This is a genomic window from Pseudomonas sp. YA1 (genome assembly GCF_058680555.1).
Window position 1 is genome coordinate 172,402 of record NZ_JBZWBG010000006.1, and the last position, 18,336, is coordinate 190,737.

The 18,336-nt window shown below is 66.2% G+C and carries 20 protein-coding genes; 11 read left to right on the forward strand and 9 right to left on the reverse strand.

The annotated features are described in order from the left end of the window. The first annotated feature begins 58 nt into the window (after positions 1 to 58). The 4 genes from bsrA to AC4OR5_RS10345 all read left to right on the forward strand — a co-directional run bounded on the left by bsrA (position 59) and on the right by AC4OR5_RS10345 (position 3,037). Entirely contained in the window at positions 59 to 964 is a 906-nt protein-coding gene (bsrA, locus tag AC4OR5_RS10330; protein ID WP_058160418.1) for a LysR family transcriptional regulator BsrA, read from the forward strand. A gap of 147 nt (positions 965 to 1,111) precedes the next feature. Continuing rightward, positions 1,112 to 1,540 carry a nuclear transport factor 2 family protein gene (locus tag AC4OR5_RS10335; RefSeq protein ID WP_003088837.1) on the forward strand — a complete coding sequence of 143 codons (429 nt, stop codon included), beginning with the start codon at positions 1,112 to 1,114 and terminating at the stop codon, positions 1,538 to 1,540. Between the two features lie 16 nt (positions 1,541 to 1,556). Then, positions 1,557 to 2,669, forward strand: a complete 1,113-nt coding sequence (locus AC4OR5_RS10340; protein ID WP_058160417.1) for a DUF2855 family protein — start codon at positions 1,557 to 1,559, stop codon at positions 2,667 to 2,669. A gap of 125 nt (positions 2,670 to 2,794) precedes the next feature. Beyond that, positions 2,795 to 3,037: a DUF2790 domain-containing protein gene (locus AC4OR5_RS10345; RefSeq protein WP_003088835.1), complete on the forward strand. Its 243-nt coding sequence runs from the start codon at positions 2,795 to 2,797 to the stop codon at positions 3,035 to 3,037. A gap of 166 nt (positions 3,038 to 3,203) precedes the next feature. Here the strand turns inward: AC4OR5_RS10345 and ada are convergent, their stop codons facing one another. After that, the gene (gene ada, locus AC4OR5_RS10350) at positions 3,204 to 4,280 is read right to left on the reverse strand and encodes a bifunctional DNA-binding transcriptional regulator/O6-methylguanine-DNA methyltransferase Ada (protein ID WP_003139588.1); all 1,077 of its coding nucleotides are present in this window, start codon (positions 4,278 to 4,280) and stop codon (positions 3,204 to 3,206) included. A 191-nt stretch (positions 4,281 to 4,471) separates the two neighbouring features. Between ada and AC4OR5_RS10355 the strand changes: the two genes are divergently transcribed. Beyond that, the gene (locus AC4OR5_RS10355; RefSeq protein ID WP_021264726.1) at positions 4,472 to 5,455 is read left to right on the forward strand and encodes a hypothetical protein; all 984 of its coding nucleotides are present in this window, start codon (positions 4,472 to 4,474) and stop codon (positions 5,453 to 5,455) included. Here the strand turns inward: AC4OR5_RS10355 and AC4OR5_RS10360 are convergent. Next, complete coding sequence (locus tag AC4OR5_RS10360) at positions 5,440 to 6,237, reverse strand: putative hydro-lyase (protein WP_023094073.1); 798 nt, start codon at positions 6,235 to 6,237, stop codon at positions 5,440 to 5,442. The two genes, AC4OR5_RS10355 and AC4OR5_RS10360, sit on opposite strands and share 16 nt — an antisense overlap. 106 nt (positions 6,238 to 6,343) lie before the next feature. Next, the gene (locus AC4OR5_RS10365) at positions 6,344 to 7,297 is read right to left on the reverse strand and encodes a LysR family transcriptional regulator (protein WP_003088829.1); all 954 of its coding nucleotides are present in this window, start codon (positions 7,295 to 7,297) and stop codon (positions 6,344 to 6,346) included. Positions 7,298 to 7,551: 254 nt separating this feature from the next. On the opposite strand from AC4OR5_RS10365, the gene AC4OR5_RS10370 reads away from it, so the two are divergent. The 6 genes from AC4OR5_RS10370 (at position 7,552) to AC4OR5_RS10395 (ending at position 13,009) form a co-directional block, all read left to right on the forward strand. Beyond that, on the forward strand, positions 7,552 to 8,823 hold the full coding sequence (locus tag AC4OR5_RS10370) for an MFS transporter (protein ID WP_003088828.1): 1,272 nt from the start codon (positions 7,552 to 7,554) through the stop codon (positions 8,821 to 8,823). A 24-nt stretch (positions 8,824 to 8,847) separates the two neighbouring features. Beyond that, positions 8,848 to 10,077, forward strand: a complete 1,230-nt coding sequence (locus AC4OR5_RS10375) for an OprD family porin (RefSeq protein WP_003139590.1) — start codon at positions 8,848 to 8,850, stop codon at positions 10,075 to 10,077. 32 nt (positions 10,078 to 10,109) lie between these two features. Next, on the forward strand, positions 10,110 to 10,853 hold the full coding sequence (locus tag AC4OR5_RS10380) for a 5-oxoprolinase subunit PxpA (RefSeq protein WP_058160416.1): 744 nt from the start codon (positions 10,110 to 10,112) through the stop codon (positions 10,851 to 10,853). Continuing rightward, a complete protein-coding gene (locus AC4OR5_RS10385) occupies positions 10,850 to 11,563 on the forward strand; it encodes a 5-oxoprolinase subunit B family protein (RefSeq protein WP_003111803.1) in 714 nt (237 codons plus the stop codon). Before AC4OR5_RS10380 ends, AC4OR5_RS10385 begins: the two co-directional genes overlap by 4 nt. Beyond that, complete coding sequence (locus AC4OR5_RS10390) at positions 11,560 to 12,501, forward strand: 5-oxoprolinase subunit C family protein (RefSeq protein ID WP_058160415.1); 942 nt, start codon at positions 11,560 to 11,562, stop codon at positions 12,499 to 12,501. The genes AC4OR5_RS10385 and AC4OR5_RS10390 overlap by 4 nt, the downstream gene beginning before the upstream one ends. A 109-nt stretch (positions 12,502 to 12,610) precedes the next feature. After that, positions 12,611 to 13,009 carry a four-helix bundle copper-binding protein gene (locus tag AC4OR5_RS10395; RefSeq protein WP_023126046.1) on the forward strand — a complete coding sequence of 133 codons (399 nt, stop codon included), beginning with the start codon at positions 12,611 to 12,613 and terminating at the stop codon, positions 13,007 to 13,009. Positions 13,010 to 13,100: 91 nt separating this feature from the next. Here the strand turns inward: AC4OR5_RS10395 and AC4OR5_RS10400 are convergent, their stop codons facing one another. From AC4OR5_RS10400 to AC4OR5_RS10425, 6 genes are all read right to left on the reverse strand, one after another. Then, positions 13,101 to 13,835, reverse strand: coding sequence for an alanyl-tRNA editing protein (locus tag AC4OR5_RS10400; protein WP_023108003.1), 735 nt, complete (start codon positions 13,833 to 13,835; stop codon positions 13,101 to 13,103). Continuing rightward, positions 13,832 to 14,527, reverse strand: coding sequence for a serine O-acetyltransferase (locus AC4OR5_RS10405; RefSeq protein ID WP_079992433.1), 696 nt, complete (start codon positions 14,525 to 14,527; stop codon positions 13,832 to 13,834). The genes AC4OR5_RS10400 and AC4OR5_RS10405 overlap by 4 nt, the downstream gene beginning before the upstream one ends. 81 nt (positions 14,528 to 14,608) lie before the next feature. After that, positions 14,609 to 15,526, reverse strand: a complete 918-nt coding sequence (locus AC4OR5_RS10410) for a PLP-dependent cysteine synthase family protein (RefSeq protein ID WP_023108005.1) — start codon at positions 15,524 to 15,526, stop codon at positions 14,609 to 14,611. An 18-nt stretch (positions 15,527 to 15,544) separates the two neighbouring features. After that, positions 15,545 to 16,963: a molybdopterin-synthase adenylyltransferase MoeB gene (gene moeB, locus AC4OR5_RS10415; protein WP_023108006.1), complete on the reverse strand. Its 1,419-nt coding sequence runs from the start codon at positions 16,961 to 16,963 to the stop codon at positions 15,545 to 15,547. Positions 16,964 to 16,985: 22 nt separating this feature from the next. After that, positions 16,986 to 17,444: a M67 family metallopeptidase gene (locus tag AC4OR5_RS10420; protein WP_003106151.1), complete on the reverse strand. Its 459-nt coding sequence runs from the start codon at positions 17,442 to 17,444 to the stop codon at positions 16,986 to 16,988. Position 17,445: 1 nt separating this feature from the next. Next, positions 17,446 to 18,336, reverse strand: a complete 891-nt coding sequence (locus AC4OR5_RS10425; protein ID WP_079989970.1) for a DMT family transporter — start codon at positions 18,334 to 18,336, stop codon at positions 17,446 to 17,448.

Consider the following 18,336-nt stretch of genomic DNA (forward strand, 5'->3'; position numbering starts at 1 on the left):
TCGAGTGTAGCGATGCCAGTCTTATCAGGGTAATGGATAAATAGAATGAGGATTATTCATGAAGCTGAACTTGCAGCAGCTCGACCTCAACCTGCTGCTGGTCTTCGATGCCCTGATGCGCGAACGCAACCTGTCGCGCGCGGCGATCCGCCTGCATCGCAGCCAGCCGGCGGTGAGCAACGCCCTCGCCCGCCTGCGCGAACAGCTCGACCAGCCGCTGTTCCGGCGCACCGCCAAGGGCCTGGAACCCACCGCCGCCGCCCTCGCCCTGTACGTGCCGGTGCGCCAGGCCCTGCATCTGCTGCAGGCCGGCCTTGGCTCCCAGGAAACCTTCGATCCGCACACTGCGCGGACCTTTCGCCTGACGATGAACGACTATGCCCAGTTGCGCCTGCTGCCGGGCCTGGTGACCCGCTTGAAGACCCTGGCCCCGCAGGTGACGCTGGAGGTGCGGCCCGACGAAGGCGCCTCGATCCCGGCGCAGCTGGCCAGCGGCGAACTCGACCTGGCGATCGACTACCTGTACTTCGACGAGCCCGAGCTGGCCTACCGGCCGATCGGCGAGGAACGCCTGGTGGTGATCGGCCGGCAGGGCCATCCGGCCTTCCGCGGCGGCCTCGACCGCGCCGCCTACGAGGCCGCGCAGCACGTCTCGATCCTCCCCCGGGTGGGTCGCGGCAGTCCGCTGGAGATCGTCCTCGGCTCGGCCAGGGTGCAGCGCCGGGTGCAATTGCTGGTGCCGCACTACCTGACCATCCCGGCCATCGTCGCCAGCACCGAGCTGCTCGGCACCGTGCCGCGCCGCCTGGCCGAGCGTTTCGCCGGCAGCCATGGTCTGCAACTGGCGGACGTCCCCTTCGAGATGGCCCCGGTGCAGGTCAACCTGATCTGGCATCGCCAGCAGGAAGCGACGCCCGGCCTGCAATGGCTGCGCGAGCAGATCGTGCAGATCGAACAGGGCTGAGTCGCAGGTTGCGCGCCAGGATCAGTCTTCCGTCACTTTCGATCATTGAGCGAGGCCTTTCCCGCGACCTATGGTGAGGCTGCGCCCCGCTGCCGGTCCCCGGCCGCCCCGGGGATACAGTCCAGCACCCGCCAGAGGAGCCACCGTATGACCAGCCTGCCGCTCGAAGCCAACGCCGCCGCCACCCTCGCCGAATGGCACGGGCTGATCGCCCGCCGCGACCTCTCCGGGTTGCCGCGCCTGCTGCATCCCGACGCCGTGTTCCGCTCGCCGATGGCGCACAAGCCGTATGCCGGCGCGCCGGTGGTCTCGATGATCCTGAATACCGTGCTCACGGTCTTCGAGGATTTCGCCTATCACCGCCAGTTGGCCAGCGCCGACGGCCGCAGCGTGGTGCTGGAGTTCAGCGCGCGGGTCGGCGAACGCGAACTGAAAGGCATCGACATGATCCGCTTCGACGACGACGGCCGGATCGTCGACTTCGAAGTGATGGTCCGCCCCATGAGCGGCCTGCAAGCCCTCGGCGAAGAAATGGGCCGGCGCCTGGCGCCCTATCTGGCCGCGAGCAAGGCCTGAGGCGGAGGAACCTGCCATGACCCGCATCACCGAAGTCGTCGTCGAGCGTCGCCAGCTCGCCACCGCCGCCCTGCGTACGCGCAACCTGCCCGCCCCGGAGGCGCTGGCGGAAGGCCAGGCGCTGCTGGCGGTCGGCGAGTTCGCCCTGACCGCCAACAACGTCACCTATGCCGCCCTCGGCGATGCCCTGCGCTACTGGGAGTTCTTCCCGGCCGGCGAGGGGCTGGGCATCGTCCCGGTCTGGGGCTTCGCCGAGGTGCTTGCCTCGCGCTGCTCGGGGGTCGAACCGGGCGAGCGCTTCTATGGCTACTATCCGATGGCCAGCCACCTGCTGGTCGCGCCGGCGCAGGTCCGCGGCAGCGGCTTCGTCGACGCCAGCGAGCACCGCCGGAACCTCCCGTCGGTCTACAACCAGTACCTGCGCTGCAGCAGCGACCCGCTCTACCGGGCCGCCGACGAGGCCCTGCAGATGCTCCTGCGGCCGCTGTTCACCACCTCGTTCCTGCTCGACGACTTCCTCGCCGAGCATGCCTTGTTCGGCGCCACCGACCTGCTGCTGAGCAGTGCCTCGAGCAAGACCGCCATCGGCCTGGCCTTCCTCCTCCAGCGCAATCGTGCGCAACGCGGCCAGGACTACCGCATCGTCGGCCTGACCTCCGCGGGCAACCGCGCCTTCGTCGAAGGCCTGGGCTGCTATGACGAGGTCCTGGCCTACGACCGCCTGGACGCACTGGACGCCAGCGGAGACGCGTTGAGCGTGGATTTCGCCGGCAACGGCGCCCTGCTCGGCCAGTTGCACCAGCGCCTGGGCGACCGCCTGCGCTACAGTTGCCTGGTCGGCGCCGCCCACTGGGACCAGCGCGGCGGCCTGCCGAAGGCGCTGCCGGGTCCGACGCCGAAGCTGTTCTTCGCCCCGGCGCAGGCGGAAAAACGCCTCAAGGACTGGGGCGGAGCGGCGTTCCAGGCGCGCCTGGCGGAAGTCTGGGGCGAGTTCTCGGCCTTCGTCGGCGGCTGGATCCAGGTCCGCCACGGTGTCGGCGGCAGCGAGGTGCTGGAGGTCTACCAGGACCTGCTGGCCGGGCGCTCGGCACCGCAACTGGGCTACATCCTTTCCCTCGACGGCGGCTGAGGCCGCCGTTCTATACTGCTGGACGGAGGTGGCGAACCCGTCGCGACCGACGAAGCGGGTTCCACCCATGGCGTCGGCGGCGCCCTTGCGCCGTCGCTTCGCGGGGGGATGGAGAGATACCGTCCATGAACCGAGCCAAGCTCTACCTCTGCTGCGTCGCACTACTGCTGGTGCCGGCCATCGCCGGTGCGGCGACTGCCGACTACGTCTACGGCATGCCGCTGGACGTGGCCAGGGTGCTGAGCGTCGACGAGGCGCCCAGCGATACCTGCCAGGTGGTGCGCGCCACCCTGGTGTACCTGGACTCCCACGGCGAGCGCCAGGTGTTGCACTACCTGAAGCAGGCGCGTGCGTGCAGCGACGAATGAAACGACGGAGGAAAGGACGAACGGTCAGGGTTGTCGTTTCATTTCACGAAATTTTCACCGCTGACATGGATACTGGAACCAGCTGAAGGACCAGCGCCCCATTGCATAGAGCCCACCATCGAGTGGGCTTTTTGCATTCCGGGCCGCGTATCGCCTGGCCTTGGGCTCAATCCCGCTCTTCCCTGCGCAGCAGTTCGCGCTTGCGCTCCACGCCCCAGCGGTAGCCGGAAATGTCGCCGTCGCGACGTACCACCCGGTGGCAGGGAATCGCCACTGCGATCCGGTTCGCCGCGCAGGCCTGGGCCACCGCGCGCACCGCTCGCGGCGCGCCGATCCGTTCGGCGACCTGCGCATAGCTCGCCGTGCTGCCCGGCGGTATTTCCCGCAGCGCCTGCCAGACCCGTTCCTGGAACGCCGTACCGCGCACGTCCAGCGGCAGGTCCAGCCCCAGTTGAGGCGACTCGACGAAGCCCACCACCTGCGCCACCAGCCGTTCGAAGTCGGCGTCGCCGCCGAGCAGCTGGGCGCGCGGGAACTGGTCCTGCAACTCGCGCAGCAACGGCTCCGGCTCCTCGCCGAGGAGGATCGCGCAGATGCCGCGCTGGCTCTGCGCCACCAGGATCGCGCCCAGCGAGCACTGGCCGATGGCGAAGCGGATCGCCGCGCCGGCGCCGCCATCGCGGTAATCGCGCGGGCGCATGCCGAGGCGTTGCGACGAGGACTCGTAGAAACGGCTGTTGGAGTTGAAACCGGACTCGTAGATCGCCTCGGTCACCGAGGCGGATGCCTGGCCCAGGCGCTCGCGCAGGCGCCGGGCACGATAGGCCGAGGCGTAGGCCTTGGGCGTCAGGCCGGTTTCGGCCTTGAACAGGCGATGGAAGTGGAACGGACTCATGCCCAGTCGGGCGGCCAGCGCCTCCAGTGCCGGCGGCGTCTCCGCCGTCTCGATCATCCGGCAGGCCTGCGCCACCCGCTCGGCGCGCTGCTCCGCCGCCAGGCTGCGGTCGCCGGCGGCGCGCCGGCTGGGCCGATAGCCGGCGGCCTCGGCGGCCTCGGCAGTGGCGAAGAACTCGACGTTCTCGCGCCTGGGCCGACGCGCCGAGGAACTCGGACGGCAATAGACCCCGGTGGTCTTCACCGCATAGACGAACGCCCCGTCCGCCGCCGCGTCGCGCGCCAGCACGGCGGCCCAGCGCTGTTCGTCGGTGTGGTAGGCGTTGCAAGGATCGGGCTGCTGGCTCATGGCGTTTCCCCTGTGGGAGCGGATGATGCCCGCAGACTAATTCGCCGTTCAAGCGCAAGAACTCCGGTTCTTGCGCTTGAATTCGAGCGAGGCCGTGCGCCCGGCTTCGGCAGGCGCGGGAGGCCGCCGGCTTGCCTACCCATCGCCAGGCGCCATAATGGCCCGCTCGAACCGGCGGAAGGACTGGGAACATGGCGTTCAAACGGATAGCACTGGCCTACTGCGTGCAACTGGATCGGGTGATCTCCATCGCCAGTGCCCGCCGCGAATACTTCTCCCAGGCCGAGCCGCGCAAACGCTTCGACTTCCTCTGCTCCAGCGAAGCGTGCCGGGCACAGGGGATCAAGGTATCGGCGAGCAACTACGACAAGCTGCCGCAGGACACCCGCAAGGCCGCGCACTTCAGCAAGTTCCCGCATTCCACCCACCTGCCGGACTGCGAGTGGTTCGTCGAGGACGACGAGGACGCTCTGCGCCCGGGCGAATCCGCCGAGGAGGCCGGCCAGCGGCGCATCCGCGACAAGCTGGACGCCTACGTCGAGGAATTCGATCCGGCCATCGCCGAGGAAGCCGCGCCGCCACCAGCGGACCCGGACGCCGAGGAACAGCCGCCGGCCTCCGCCGCAGTGCGCGCCGACGCTCCCGCCGCGCCTCGGCAGAGAACGCAACGGCGGCGGCGCACCCGCGATTTCGAACAGCTCGTCGACACCTTCCGCCAGGCCCGCGCCGAACTGCCGGCGGAAGAATTCAAGCAGTTGGACATCCACATCAGCGGCCTCGGCCGGATAGCGCTGCGCGCCTATTTCCAGCACATCGGCTATGCCACCCCGGGCAGCGCCGGCAAGGTGTTCTACGGCGGCGCCGACCTGCTGCCCAAGCGCTACGGCTCGCCGAACCGGCCGCAAGGCTTCCGCTTCAAGTTCCGCGACCGCATCGACGGCAAGCCGGTATTCCTCTACGTCGCCCCGGAAACCTTGCAGGCCTATCCGCATCGGCGCTACCTCGAAGACATCCTCGGCTGCGCCGAAACGGTGCGCTACTTCACCCTCTACGCCCTCGGCCGGCTCGTCGAGGCGCCGAGCGGCAAGAGCTACAGCCTGGAGCCGGACGCCCTGCGCCACCTGGCGATCATCCCCGGTCCGGCGAAGGACGACGCCTCTCAGAGTTCGTCGTAGAGTCGGTCGCTGACCAGCATGTGCCCCGGCGCGTGGCTGATGTACAGCTCCGGCTGGGCTTCGGCGAGTACCGCCTGGGGCGTGACCCCGCAGGCCCAGAACAGCGGGATCTCGTCCGCCGCGAGCGGCACCGGGTCGCCGTAGTCGGGTCGCGCCAGGTCGCGGATGCCGATCAGCGCCGGATCGCCCAGGTGCAGCGGTGCGCCATGGGTCATCGGGAAACGGCTGGTGATCTGGATCGCCCGGATCGCCTCGGCGGCCTTCAACGGCCGCATCGATACCACCGTGGGGCCGGCCAGGCGACCGCTCGGCCGGGTGGCGATGGCAGTGCGGTACATCGCCACGTTGCGGCCCAGCTCGAGGTGGCGCAGGCCGATGCCGGCGTCGAGCAACGCCTGTTCGAAGGAGAACGAGCAGCCGATGGCGAAGGCGACGAAATCCGCCTCCCAGAACGCGCCGATGTCGCTCACCTCGACGGGCTCCTGACCGCGTCGATGCACCCTGTAGCGCGGCAGGTCGCTGCGCACGTCGATATCCGCGCCGAGCCGGGCGAAGTGCGGCGAGCCGGGTTCGCTGACGTCGAGCAGCGGGCAGGCCCGGGGGTTCAGGGCACAGAAGCGAAGGAACTCGTCGGCCCAGGATTTCTGCAGGATCACCAGGTTGGCCTGCAAGTGGCGCTGGCCGAGGCCGCTGGTATGGCCGGCGTAGTCGCCGCGGCGGATCAGTTGGCGCAGGACCGGCGGCGGCAGTTGCGCGAGTTCGTGGAAGGTCGGTTCGGGCATGGCGGCTCCGTGCGCTGGCGGACGTGGTTGTTGGCGGGTTTGTAGAAGCGGACGGCGGTCAGCGTCCAACGAGATTTTTCCGCCGGGGGCGATCGGAAAATCCGAATCAGCGCGAACGCAGCCGCCCCACTCCTTTCTTCAGCGGCGCCAGGAGCATGCACTCCGGGCCGACGTTGGCCGCGTAGTCGGCCAGCACCGTCTTGCTCAGCTCCACCACTTCGTCCACCAGTTCCAGGCCGGTGCCGCCGCGCCAGGACACCACCACCGGCAGGTTCGGCGGCGGCGGGCCGAGGCGCAGCAGGGTCAGTTCGCCGCGTTCCAGTTCCTGGCTGACCAGCGCCGGCGGCAAGGCGCCGACGCCGAAGCCATCGCGCAGCAGGCGGGTCATCGCCGCCACCGAGTTCACGCAGTTCAGGCGCGGTGCCGCGACGCCGTTGGCGTGCAGCAGGCCGAGCACGTCCTGGTGCGGCCGCGAGTGCTTGGAGAAGGTCACTACCCGCTCCCGCGCCAGGTCCGCCAGCGAGGCGTAGTCGCGGTGGTAGATCGAGCCGGTGGAGACGATCCAGCGCAGCGGGTAGCTGCCCAGTTCCAGGTTGAGCACCGACTCGTGGCGCAGCGAGTCGGTCTGGAAGATCAGGTCCAGGTAGCCCTTCTGCAACTGCTCGGAGAGGTTGCGCGCGGTGTCCGCCATCAGCTCGATCTCCACCGCCGGGAAGGTTTCCGTGACCCTGGCCACCAACGGGCTCAGCCAGGTGTGGATGACCGTGTCCATGGCGCCGATGCGGATCCGTCCCTGGGTGCTGGCGCCGGTGTCGAGCGACTGCTTCAGCGCGTGCATGGTGTCCATCATGCGCTCGGCGTAGGCCAGTACCTTGTCGCCTTCCGGGGTCAGGGTCACGCCGCGAGAGTCGCGGACGAACAGTTTCACGCCGAGTTCGTCCTCCAGCACGGCGATCCGGCTGGAAATGGAAGCCTGGGTGCTGAACAGCTTCTCCGCGGTGAGGCGGAAGCTCTTCAGGCGCGCGACCCAGACGAAGGTCTCGAGGAATTTCAGGTTCATGTGGCGGGCACCGACGGGCAAGGGACACAAGGTGGCAGGAGCGAGCAGCTTCCATGCCAGCGCCCGCCTTCCGGCGGCACATGATCGACGCATGACGGCCTGCTCCGCCATCGAAATTTCTTATCCCCGGCGGCCGCATAAATTAGTTGGACGCTCGCTGGCCAGCCTCGAAGAATGCGACCACCGGGTGCGACGGCGCCCACCGAATCCTCATAACACCAATAACGACGATCGGTGCCCCCATGGAAAAACACATGACCCTCGACGCCGGCCCGGACGCTTCCCGGGACGGTCATTTCGGCTGGTATCGCGCCCTCGACAAGCAGGAACGCCGGGCCTTCTGGAGCTGCAAGATCGGCTACGGCCTGGACGGCATGGACACCCAGATGCTGAGCTTCGTGATCCCCACCCTGATCGCCCTGTGGGGGATCAGCACCGGCGAAGCCGGCTTCATCCACACCATGACCCTGCTCGCCTCCGCCGCCGGCGGCTGGATCGCCGGGATCCTCTCCGACCGCATCGGCCGGGTGCTGACCCTGCAACTGACGGTGCTCTGGTTCGCCTTCTTCACCTTCCTCTGCGGCCTCGCGCAGAACTACGAGCAGTTGCTGGTCGCGCGGACCCTGATGGGCTTCGGCTTCGGTGGCGAATGGACCGCCGGCGCGGTACTCATCGGCGAAGTGATCAAGGCCCGCGACCGCGGCAAGGCGGTCGGCCTGGTGCAGTCCGGCTGGGCCATCGGCTGGGGCCTCACCGCCATCCTCTACTCGCTGATGTTCAGCCTGCTGCCGCCGGAGGAGGCCTGGCGCGCGCTGTTCATGCTCGGCCTGTTGCCGGCACTGTTCGTCCTGGTGGTGCGCCGGCTGGTCAAGGAACCGGCGATCTACCGCGAGGCCAGGCAACGCAACCAGGGCGCCGACAAGGTCAGCTTCTACGAGATCTTCGCCCCCGGGATGCTCAGCATCACCCTGCGCGCCTCGCTGCTGACCACCGGCGCCCTCGGCGGCTACTACGCCATCACCGCCTGGCTGCCGACGTTCCTCAAGACCGAACGCGGGCTGACCGTGCTCGGCACCAGCGGCTACCTGGCGATGGTGATCCTCGGCTCCTACGTCGGCTACGTGGTCAGTGCCTTCCTCACCGACCTGATCGGGCGCAAGAAGAACTTCGTCCTGTTCGCCGTCGGCTCCTTCACCGTAGTCCTGCTCTACACCCAGTTGCCGGTGAGCAACGGCGCCATGCTCTGGCTCGGCTTCCCGCTCGGCTTCTTCGCCTCGGGCATCTTCAGCGGCATGGGCTCGTTCCTCACCGAGCTGTTCCCGACCCGCATCCGCGGCTCCGGCCAAGGCTTCTGCTACAACGCCGGGCGCGCCATCGCCGCGCTGTTCCCGATGCTGATCGGCATGCTCGGCCAGAAGCTCTCGCTGGGCCTGGGGATCGGCGCCTTCGCCGCGGTCTCCTACGGCGTGGTGATCCTCGCCGCCCTCAGCCTGCCGGAAACCCGCGGCAAACAACTGGAACTCTGAGCCGTCGACCGAGGAAACCCCAGCATGCATCCCACTCCCCGCCTGGCTGCCGCGCTGCTCGCCGGCAGCGGGCTGGGCTGGCCGCTGCTCGCCCAGGCCGACCTGGTCGAGGACAGCCACGCCAGCCTCGAACTGCGCAACTTCTACTTCAACCGCGACTTCCGCCAGAGCGGCGCGCGCGACAACGCCGACGAATGGGCGCAGGGCTTCCTCCTGCGCCTGGAGTCCGGCTTCAGCGAAGGCACCGTCGGCTTCGGCGTCGACGCCATCGGCCTGCTCGGCCTCAAGCTCGACTCCGGCGGCGGCAGCGGCGGAACCGGGCTGCTGCCGGCCGACGGCTCCGCCGGGGGCTCCCAGGACGACTACGCCAAGCTCGGCCTGACCGCCAAGGCGCGGGTCTCCAACAGCCTGCTCAAGGTCGGCGCGCTGCACTTCAAGAGCCCGCTGGTCTCGGCCAACGACACCCGCCTGCTGCCGGAACTGTTCCGCGGCGCGCTGCTCGACGTGCAGGAGATCGACGGCCTGACCCTGCGCGGCGCGCACCTGGACCGCAACAAGCTGAACAGCTCCAGCGACTACCAGGTGTTCAGCGCCAACCGCATCGGCGGGCGCAGCGATGCCTTCGACTTCGCCGGCGGCGACTATCGCCTGACCCCGGCGCTGACCGCCAGCCTGCACCAGGGTCGGCTCAAGGACATCTACCGACAGACCTTCGCCGGCCTGGTACACACCCTCGACCTCGGCGGACAGCGCTCGCTCAAGAGCGACCTGCGCTTCGCCCGGGCCAGCGAGGACGGCGGCTTCCGCGAACTGGACAACCGCGCCTTCGGCGCCCTCTTCAGCCTGCGCCTGGGCGCCCACGCGGTGGCCGCCGGCTACCAGCGGATCAGCGGCGACGATCCCTATCCCTACATCGCCGGCAGCGACCCGTACCTGGTCAACTTCATCCAGATCGGCGACTTCGGCAACGTCGACGAGCGCTCCTGGCAACTGCGCTACGACTACGATTTCGGCGCGCTCGGCCTGCCCGGCCTGAGCTTCATGAGCCGCTACGTCTCCGGCGACAACGTCGCCCGCGGCGCGGCCAACGACGGCAAGGAATGGGAACGCAACACCGACCTCGGCTACGTGGTGCAGAGCGGGCCGCTGAAGAACCTCGGAGTGAAATGGCGCAACGCCACGGTGCGTTCGAATTTCGCCAACGACCTCGACGAAAACCGCCTGATCCTCAGCTACAGCCTGGCGCTGTGGTGAGGTCCGGCGAGCAATGACCTGAAGGAACCAGCATGAACAGCCTGTTGTTGAACTGCGATATCGGCGAGAGCTTCGGTGCCTGGAGCATGGGCCTGGACGCCGAGGTGATGCCGCTGATCGATTGCGCCAACATCGCCTGCGGCTTCCACGCCGGCGATCCCGGCACCATGCGCCGCACCGTGGCCCTGGCGGTGGAGCATGGCGTGCGCATCGGCGCGCACCCCGGCTACCCCGACCTGGTCGGCTTCGGCCGGCGCTCGCTGGCCTGCTCGGCGCAGGAAGTGGAAGACCTGCTGCTCTACCAGATCGGCGCCCTCGACGGACTCTGCCGCGCCCAGGGCACGCGGGTACGCTACGTCAAGCCGCACGGCGCGCTGTACCAGGACATGATGCGCGAGCCGGCGATCCTCGCCGCCGTGCTGCGCGCACTGGCGGCCTACGACCGCACCCTGCCGCTGATGCTGATGAGCACCCGCGACAACACCGCGGCGCGCGCGCTGGGCGCGGCCCACGGCATCGAGCTGTGGTTCGAGGCGTTCGCCGACCGCGCCTACGACGGCGCCGGCTACCTGGTCTCGCGCAGCCAGCCCGGCGCGGTACACCACGACGCCGAGACGGTGCTCGCCCAGGCCCTCCTGCTGGCCCGTGGCGCGCCGCTGAGAGCCAGCGACGGCAGCGCCCTGGCGCTGGAGGCGCAGACCCTCTGCGTACACGGTGACAACCCCGCCTCGCTGGCCGCGGTGCGGCGCATCCGCGACGCCCTGGAGGCGGCATGAGCCAACCGCAACCGCGCATCGAGGTGGCCGCCATCGACAGCTTCGTCCTGCGCCTGTTCGAGCGCATCGACGAAGCCAACATGCCCTGGCTGCTGGCGGCGGAGGAAAACCTGCGGGCGGCGTTCGGCGCCGCCCTGCTCGACCTGGTGCCGTCCTACACCACCCTGCTCCTGCAATACGACCTGCTCCAGCTCGACCCCGGCGAAGCCCGCGCGCGGATCGCCGCGGCGCTGTCCGACTTGAGCCCGAGACGCCAGGACGGCGGCCGCCTGCACGTCCTGCCGACCTGGTACGACCCGCGGGTCGGCCCCGACCTGGAACCCCTGGCGCGGCGCAAGCAGCTCGGCGTCGCCGAGCTGATCCGCCGCCACAGCCAGCACGAGTACCGGGTCTTCGCCCTCGGTTTCAGCCCCGGCTTCGCCTTCATGGGGCTGGTCGAGGAAGCCCTGGCGGCGCCACGCCTGGCGACTCCCCGGCAACGCATCGCCGCCGGCAGCGTCGGCATCGCCGAGCGCCAGACGGCGGTCTATCCGCAGGCCTCGCCAGGCGGCTGGAACCTGCTCGGGCGCTGCCCGGTGCGCTTGTTCGACCTCACCCTGGACGGCTACAGCCTGCTGCGCGCCGGCGACCGGGTGCGTTTCGAACCCATCGGACACGCCGAATTCGTCCGCCTCGGCGGCGACGACACGCCCCTGGAGGTCCAGGCATGAACGACTCCATCCACGGCGGACTGCGGGTGTGCCAGAGCACCCCGCTGGTCCAGTTGCAGGATCGCGGCCGCTTCGGCTGCCGCCATCTCGGCGTGACCCAGGGCGGCGCCCTCGACTGGCTGTCCATGGGCTGGGCCAACTGGCTGCTGGGCAATCCCCTGGACGCCGCGGTGATCGAGATCGCCCTCGGCGGTTTCGTCGCCGAATGCCGTGCCGACGGCTGGTTGGCCCTGGCCGGCGGCGATCTCGGCGCGACCCTCGATGGCCAGCCGCTGCCGGCCTGGGGCGCCTTCGCCGTGCGCGGCGGCCAGCGCCTGGCCTTCGCCCACCCACGCCAGGGCGCCCGCGCCTACCTGGCGGCGCCCGGCGGCTTCGCCGGCGAGCGCCAGTTGGGCAGCCTGGCCACGGTGGCCCGCGAAGGCCTGGGCGGCCCCCGCGCCGACGGCAAGGCCCTGGCCGCAGGCGACAGCCTCGGCTGGCTGGCCGATGGCGCACGGCCACGCACGCTGCCGATGCCCAGCGAACGGATCATGGACTGCGCCGGCGATGCGCGCCTGGAGCTGATCCTCGGCGCGCAGATCGGCGACTTCCCGGCGATGAGCCTGTTCGATGCGTTCAACGGCGACTGGCAGGTGGACACCCGCGCCGACCGCATGGGCGTGCGCCTGCTCGGCCCGCGCCTGGAATGCCGGCAGCAATCGATGATCTCCGAAGGCATCGCCTTGGGCGCGGTGCAGGTGCCGCCGGACGGCCAGCCGATCGTCCTGCTCAACGACCGCCAGACCATCGGCGGCTACCCCCGTCTCGGCGCCCTCGCCCCGCTGGCGCTGGCGCGCCTGGCGCAATGCCTGCCAGGCCAGCGGGTGCGGCTGCTGCCGACGGTGCAGGAGGCGGCGCACCGCGAGCATCGACGCCTGCTGGCGGCCTGGGACGCGTAGGCGGCTCGTTGAGCGGCGGTGCCGACGGCGAAATCGACTGAACTGTCGGTGCGGGCGACCGGCCCAAGGAACAGGGCCCGCATGGGCGCAATCGCCAGGAGGTGCCGCCATGACCCGCGCCATCAACGATCCCGGAAACGAAGACCCCGGTTCCCTGCTGGAAACCGACGCCGACGCCCTGCTCGGCGGTGCCGCCGCCCAGGCGCCGGAAGAGCGCTGCCGGCTCGCGGCCCAGGGCTGCATCCGCGCGTGCGAGCGCTACCTGGCGCTCTGCATCGAGTCCAGCGGGGAACAACGCCAGCACGCCGGCGACTGCGCCGACCTCTGCCGCCTCGCCACCCTGCTACTGGAGCGCCGCAGCCCATGGGCGCCGGCCGCCTGCGAGCTGGCGGCGCGCTATGCCCTGGCATGCGCGGAGCGTTGCGATGGCGACGAGCCGCTGGAGCGCGAATGTGCGGGTGCCTGCCGGCGCTTCGTCGAAGCCTGTCGGCCGTTGTTGCCGGCCTGAGGCTCTCTGGCATTGCATGGAACTGCCGGGCGTGGCGAGGGTGACCTGTGGCGTAGAATGGGAAACCGATGGCCATGTCAACGGTAGTCGCTCAACCCAGTACCAATACCACCCTACGAGTGCGCGCTGATTTCTTCTCCATCTTGGAAACGCGCACCACCCCAACTTCTTCGGTATTCGCCACATGGGTTCCACCGCAAGGCTGCAGGTCGGTGTCTTTAATACTCACCAACCGAACCTGCCCGGCGCCCATCGGAGGTTGGACGCTCATGGTGCGCACCAGATCCGGCCTAGCCCGCAGTGCATCCTCACTCATGGTGTCGATCGAAACCGGATGCGCTGCCTCGATCATTACCGCCAAGGCGCTATCAATGGCCTCGCGGGACAGCGGTTCACTCGTCACGAAGTCCAGGCGCGCATGCTCAGCAGTGATGCTGCACCCATTGACCGGATAGGGCAGGACAGCACAGAGCATGTGCGCTGCGGTATGCAGTCGCATGTGCCGGTAACGACGCACCCAATCGATCTGCGCAAGAACCACCTCGCCTGGCTTCATTGCTCGAAGGATGGTTGCCTGGCCTTCAGCTGGGATATGCAGGATGGCATCCCTGCCAGCACCTGCCTCTGTCCCCTTGCGTGTATCGGCGATCCGGAGCCGCGTGCCATCAGCCAGCGTCAGCCAACCACTGTCTCCAGCCTGGCCACCCCCTTGGGGATAGAAAACGGTCTGGTCGAGCAGCAGGCCATCTTCAACGACATCGGTGATTCTCGCCGAGCACTCTTCCCGGTAGGAGTCCTGGAGAAAAAGGGAGGCGGTCTGCGTCATGATGCCTCCATTGGTTGAATTTGGGTCTGCGTGGCTGCCGGCTGTAGTTGCTGAACTATGTGGGGGCCTCGGATGACCTGTAGTTCAGAACGCAGGGTTACGACTGAACCGACAGGGATGTCGTCCTTGATGACGCAGTGCGGACCGACAAACACATCGTCGCCGATAGCAATGTCACCCAGTACACGCGTGAAGGCTCCGATTTGGACGCGGCTCCCTATGGTGGGGTGGCGCTTACCGACGGGATTAGCCGATATGCCAGTTGCCCCCAAGACCACACCTCCGAGGATGTAACAGTCATCACCGATTTCCGTTGTCTCGCCAATGACCGTGCCGTGCCCATGGTCCAGGATGAATCGACTGCCAATCTTGCACCTTGGGTGGATTTCCGCGCCCGACAGGAGCTTTCCACGAGAGAAGACCAGGAGCGCGGTAGTCTCCAACGTTCTCTCAGGGTCGCCTTCAGATGTGCTTCGCAGACACAGCATGTGGGAAAGCCGGTAGTGCAGCACTGCCTTGAACGAGCTGTAGCCAAACGCAATGTCGGATGTCCGTCCCTGTGCGGCTGGATCCTTGCTGGCGAATGCCTGCAGGTCTTCCTCGCACCAACGTCTGGCTTCTTCGAACATCGAATGAGCGACTATCCGCTCTACCAGTTGGGGTGAGCAGCACTCCATCAATGCCGCGCGCATCAGATTACCTACCAGTTTGTCCATCGCATGCGACCTCATTTCGACCATGCAAGCGTTATCGCCGTGCTCTGCTCTACAACTTCATCGAAAAGCGTCCATGTATGAGTCGACGCCATCGTAGATCATCGTCAGCACACGAGCGCCTGACGGCATGGCAGATGCCATGTTCAGCACCGCAACCAGGTTGGCTGCGGAGGACAACCCCATGCTCACCGAGTCGTTTTGCAGGACTTCCCGGATCATCGACAAACAGGCGGATTTCGACACCCCGACCATGCCAGTAACAATGCCGAGGTTGCAGACTTCCGGCACGATACCAATGGACAGTCCCTGAATCTCATGCGGTGCGTGCCTATCGTCGAGCAAGTCGCACTGCTCTGGCTGCACGCCATAGATGGCCATATCCGGCCAGTGGTCCCTCAGCACCTCTCCAACACCCGTGATATGTCCACCAGTTCCAATGCCAGCGAAGAAGAAGTCCGGGGGTGGCTGGCCTGCAAAGTCCTTTAGGATTTCCAGGGCTGTAGCTTCGCGATGGGCTTGCGGGTTGGCTGGATTGCGCTGCTGGTTGAGCATGACGAACTCCGGATGTGCCAGCAGTATCTGGATTGCCAGCTCGCCATGCGAGTTGTTCCCTTTGCTGCTATCCGACAGCACGACGTGAGCGCCATATAACTCGAGCAATTGTCTCTTGTCAGGGCTGTAGTTGTCGGGAATCACCAGGGTCACGCGGTACCCCAGGATGTTCCCCGCCATTGCCAGTCCAATCCCCGTATTTCCCCCGCTCGGCTCGAGAATGGTCTGCCCTTTCCCGCGCACCAGGATTCCTTTGCGTTCGGCATCCAGAATCATCCAGAGCGCGATACGCGCCTTATGACTTCCTCCTGGATTGAAGGATTCCAGCTTGGCGAATACGCTCACCCCCAGGCGAGCAGACAATTTGCTCAGCCGTATCACCGGCGTCCTGCCAATTAAATCGAGTAGCGAATCGTAGATCATGCTTTCCCTGCCTATGGTTCAGTACATCGGCATGTGCTGCTCTATCTCTTTCGCCCATCGCTTCATGCCGCCATCGAGCACTTGGACGTTGGAGAACCCTGCCCCCATGAGCTGTATGGCCGCGCGTTCGGCACGAGTGCCGGCGTAGCACACGAGGATGTAGCGCTTACTGGAATCGAGATTGGCGAAATGGCTGGCGAGTTCGTTCAAGGGAACGTGGACGATCCCCGGCAACTGGCACACTTCGAGCTCGCCCGCGTCGCGTACATCCAGAAGGGCATAGTTTTCGCTGTTGGATTTCATCAACTGCAACAGGCAGTCGGGATCGATATAGCGATCGTCGTCGAGTCGTTGTGACGGTGCCGCGCTTGCCTGGCAGAGCAGTCCCTCCCTCCAGTGGCGGGGATTCTCTGCAGCGGTTTTGCCGCAGGCCGGACAATCGTCGCGCCGATTGAACTTCACTTCATTGAAGTGCATGAGCAACGCGTCGAATCGAAGAAGTCTGCCTGACAGGGACTTGCCCAGGCCAACGAGGGCCTTCACCGCCTCGGTTGCCTGCAGCAGGCCAATCACTCCAGGCAGCACACCAATAACTCCCCCTGCGTTACAGCTTGGAGCCATCTCAGGCGGGGGATTGTTCGGGAAGAGACATTGGTAGCAGGGGCCGCCCTCCAGATTGAAGACGCTGACCTGCCCTTCGAACCGATAGATCGCGCCAAAGACGAGTGGTTTTCCGAGCTTGGCGCAAACCGCGTTGACCAAGTAGCGCGTGGCGAAGTTGTCGGTGCCATCCAATACCAGGTCATAGCTCTCAATCAGTGACTGCGCATTGTCCGCGTCGATGGCGTAACGGTGGGTTACGACTTCAATGTAGGGGTTCAGGTCCTGCATCCGGCGCTGGGCGGACTCAACCTTCGGCATACCGAGCGTGCTATAGCCATGGACGACCTGGCGCTGGAGATTGCTCGACTCCACCACGTCAAAGTCAACCAGCCCGATGGTGCCCACTCCTGCTGCGGCCAGATAAAGGCAAGCGGGCGAACCCAGGCCGCCCGTTCCGATTATCAGCACCCTGGCCTGCTTCAGGCGCTGCTGGCCTTCCCTGCCAACGCCCGGCAACGTGATGTGGCGAACGTAGCGTTGAACTTCTTCGTCACTCAACGCTTCGACGCCAGAACCGCCAGATGTCGCGAGCATGACTTCGACTTCATCTCCATCGGAAAGCTCGCCATCCAGATTGACCAGCGAACCTTTGTGGGTCAGCAGGAAGTGTTCTTTCAATTGACCGTTTTCGTAATACAGGTGCCCGAGTAATGAAGGATGCTCCCTGGCAAGGCCTGCCAGCAGCTCGCCGACCGTCAAGCCCGCTCCCTCCAGGCGCCCGCCTTCCAGTTGGGCTGCCCGCACCAGTACTTCCGGAAAAATTACCGTCTTCACTTTTCAGCTCCTTGCCAGATGTCTACTCGTCCTGGCTCGATGGCCCGAACTCTCGTGTGCATTCAAAGCGTCCGTTGCGCCAGGCAAACAGTTTTGCGCCGCGAACGTTGCCGGCGGCCACATCAACAACCAGGTAGTCGACAGGCAGCATTGGCTCCCCGGCATACAATGCCTTGTCGATATCCTCCCGGCTGAAGTAGGCACCGACGTCCGGGTGGGAGTGGTAGATGACGGATACCGGGCTGCACGTCTTGAAGCTGCTGTTGAGGAATACGGTATCCGTCACGGAAAACGTGTACCCGTTGGCGGCCGTGCGTGGGTACCTCCGAGGGTCAGCCATGTGCAGTTCATCCTGGATGTTCGTACCCTCTTTCACTTTTGCATCGGCGAGAACGAATCCGCAGCATTCCCTTGGATAGGTCCTGCAGGCGTGTCTGTAGATCACGCTCAATGCATGCTCGGTCAACACGTTCGTATTCATGTCACCTCCTGCCGAGCAGCTTCTCGATGGGAAGCTTGGTGATGGCAAATCCAGCCAATAGGAGCACGGTGAAGCCAATCAACTCGCGAGAGATGGCAACCCCTTCGTACCAGGCGCCGATGATCACGGCGAACACCGGGAAAATGATGAAGACGAACGACAGCACAACGGGACTCAAACGCTTGAGCAGGAAGAAGTACACGATGAATCCCCCGACTGATGCCACCAGACCGAGATAGATCAGGGCAGCCCAAGATCGGTTTGTGACGGCAGACAGGTTCGGGTGTTCCATCACGAGTCCGGCCATGAACAGCCCCAAGCCGGCGATGCCAATGGGCAGCGTATTGAAGGTGATCACGCCGATGTCAGCACCTTGCCTTTTGGTGATGACGTAGCTGAGTGCGTGCATGATCGCCGCGAGCAGGATGGCAAGTACGCCTAACAACTCCGTGTAATCCAGATGCAGCCCTTGAGACCTGATGATCATGAACAGGCTGCCGAAGCCAATCGCAATACCAAGGATCTGCGACAGATAGATGCGCTCGCGCAGGAAGATCGCGGAGAAGATCAGGATGAACACGGGCATGCTGCTGAACAGCAGCGCGGTAAGACCTGAAGCGACGTATTGCTCGCCATAGTTCAGCAGGTAGTAGGGCACGCTGAAGTAGCCGAGCGTCACGAAGACGAAGAAGGCCAGGAGTCGCCGCGGGAAAAAGATCGTCTCGTGGCGCAGCCGCGCAAAGAGCAGGAAAAGCGGAAATGCAATCAGAAAGCGCAATCCGGCGGCAGTTAGCGGCGGCACGCTCTCCACGGCGATCTTGATGCCGAGCCAGGTAGTCCCCCAGCTGATACACACCACTAGAAATAGAACAGCGGTCACCAGGCTGGCCAC